Origin of the sequence: Corallococcus sp. AS-1-12 (assembly GCF_020036995.1) — a bacterium.
GTDB lineage: Bacteria > Myxococcota > Myxococcia > Myxococcales > Myxococcaceae > Corallococcus.
This window is the reverse complement of the sequence record NZ_JAIQDD010000079.1, coordinates 1-2,611: the sequence shown is the minus strand read 5'-3', so window position 1 is coordinate 2,611 and position 2,611 is coordinate 1. Positions and strand designations below refer to the sequence as shown.

Below are 2,611 nucleotides of genomic sequence, written 5' to 3'. Positions count from 1 at the left end.
GGCAACGACCCGTTCATTCCGCCGCAGGTTCTGGGGAAGTTGCCCAGATGCATTACCGATGGCATCCCCTGGTAGGCCAGAGCTTGCCCGTGCTGTACCGCGAGCAGCGCCGCAGTGAGCAGGTCGCTATCTGCGAGCTCCCTGACGGCTCGCACTCCGTCGTGCCAGCGTGGATGCTTGAGCGTGCCGCCTGCGCGGCTCTGACGTTCGGTGCCCCTCAGGTTTCTCTTGAGGCGCTGCGCGACCTGCGACGGCTTCTTGATGCGCTCGCGCAGGAGCCTTTCCCAGCCGCTGGCGCTGACAGCGTGTTGGACGGGAATGAGTACTTCCCACGAAATGAGAGCGGAACCCGTGTCGCGCCCCCGTCCGAAGTCAGCCAGCGTCCGAGCCGTCGACAGCCAGCGTCCTCAAATCCTGCTGCTACTCGCCCAGTTACTGCTCAGCGCGGTGCGACAGCCAGGTTCCAGCGTCGCCGACGACGGGGAGGGCAGCGATGAACCACACGGAACTGCCTGAAGCGCTTCTCAAGCGGCGTGCCGTCGTCTACGTCCGCCAATCCACCAGTGCGCAGGTTCAAGACAATCTCGAAAGCCAGCGCCGCCAGTATGGGCTCGCGGAACTCGCCCGGACGTACGGCTTCCGCGAGGTTGTCACCATTGATGACGACTTGGGGCGCTCGGCCAGCGGCATGGTCGCTCGCCCAGGCTTCGATGCGCTCGTTGCCCAAATTTGTCAGGGTGAGGTCGGCGCGGTCTTCTGCCTCGAAGCGTCGCGACTGGCGCGCAATGGCCGCGAGTGGCATCACCTTCTCGAACTCTGCGGTCTGGTCGGCGCCCGCGTCGTTGACTCTGACGGGGCCTATGACCCCAGCGTGCCGAATGACCGATTGCTCCTCGGTCTTAAAGGCACCCTCAGCGAGTTCGAACTGACGTTAATGCGCCGACGGCTCGTCGAGGGCGCGCAAGCCAAGGCGCGCCGCGGTGAGTACCGCCTCGGCGTACCCGTGGGATACCGTTGGGAGCACAAAACCGTCCCCGAGATGGAGCCGGACCGGCGTGTGCAGGAAGCTATCCGCACAGTCTTTCGACTCTTCGAACGCTTCGAGAGTGCGCGACAGGTGCACCAGCACATGTGCCGCGAGGGGGTGCTGTTCCCAAGGCCGGGTGATGGCAAACGAGCTGGCGCCCCCTACCGCTGGGAGACTCCGGCCTACCGCAACATCATCAGCGTGCTCCAAAATCCATTCTATGCCGGCGCGTATGCCTACGGAAAATCGACCGCCCGCACTACGCTCGTCGAGGGCCGCCTCACCAAGAGCTACGGGCACGCCCTGCCAATGGAGAGGTGGGCCGTGCTGCTGCGCGAGCATCACGCGGGTTACATCCGCTGGGTGGATTTCGAGCGCAACCAGGAACGGCTGCGACGCAACGCGCACCGTCGGCCCGCTGGCAGCGCCAAGGCAGGCCGTGGGGGGCAGGCGCTGCTCGCTGGTCTGCTGCGCTGCCGCCGATGTGGACGCATGCTTTTTGTCCTGTACGCCGGACTGGCTCCGCGGCGTCCGCGCTATGCCTGCCGTCGCGGCCATGAGAACCATGGTACCGCGCCGTGCATATCATTCGGTGCTTCCACGCCGGACGAGCTCATGGCGAACGAAGTGCTGCAGGCTGTCGCTCCAGTGGCGGTGGAGGCCACCATCACCGCCATGAACCTCGCCCAACAGCAACACGCCGAGCATCGTCGCGCGCTAGAACTGGAGACCGAGCAGGCACGCTATGAGGCGCGTCTGGCCCAGCGCCGCTATGAGGCCGTCGACCCCGACAACCGGCTCGTCGCCGCCGAGTTGGAGGCACGATGGAACACGGCGCTTGCTCAATTGAGTGCCTGTAAGCAGCGTCTCACCGAGAGCGGCAAAAGCCCCGTAGATGTCCCCTATGAAGAGGAACTGTTGCGCCTGGCGGAGAATCTGCGAGCCGCGTGGCATTCACCCAGGGCGGATGCCGCAATCAAGCAACGCCTGGTGCGCGCCTTGGTCCAAGAGATTGTCGTGGATGTGGATGAGGCCACACGCGAAGTGGTGCTCGTTATCCACTGGCGAGGAGGCCAGCATTCCGAGGTCCGGGCGCGCAAGCCCGCCTCGGGCGAGCACCGCCGACGTGCCTCGGCCGCCGCGGATACGCTGATTCGTGAGAAGGCGGGGAGGCAATCGGATGAGGAGATTGCGGCAGCACTCAACCGCGACGGCCACCGAACGGGCCATGGCCACCCATGGACCGAGCGGCGCGTCGCCTCCTACCGGCGCACGGCGCGAATATGCGGCTATGCCCCCGCGCGCGGGGACGGGGACTGGCTGACGATGCGCGATGCCGCAGCGGCTCTCGGGGTGCCGAGCCAGGTGATTCGCGGCTTGATTCAGCGTGGGGTGCTGCCCGCACAGCAGGTCATGTCGGACGCGCCGTGGCAGATTCGAACCAAGGACCTTCAGGCCCCCACCGTGCGAAAGGCGATTCGCACCCGACGCACAAGCTCACGGGCCGCACCCAAGAACTGCCGCCGTGGCGGCCGGAAGCCGACAACATCCCGAAGAGGTGACGCACAATGAAACCCCCGTTGC

Annotated in this window: 1 protein-coding gene; it reads left to right on the top strand. The window is 65.8% G+C overall.

The genetic code is table 11. From position 1 onward, the window contains the following. Positions 1 to 493 precede the first annotated feature (493 nt). Positions 494 to 2,599, top strand: a complete 2,106-nt coding sequence (locus K8556_RS38705) for a recombinase family protein (RefSeq protein ID WP_223745155.1) — start codon at positions 494 to 496, stop codon at positions 2,597 to 2,599. Positions 2,600 to 2,611 lie beyond the last annotated feature (12 nt).

Coding starts and splice junctions, on each gene's coding strand:
- K8556_RS38705 (WP_223745155.1), top strand. CDS start 494: ATGAACCACACGGAACTGCCTGAAGCGCTTCTCAAGCGGCGTGCCGTC.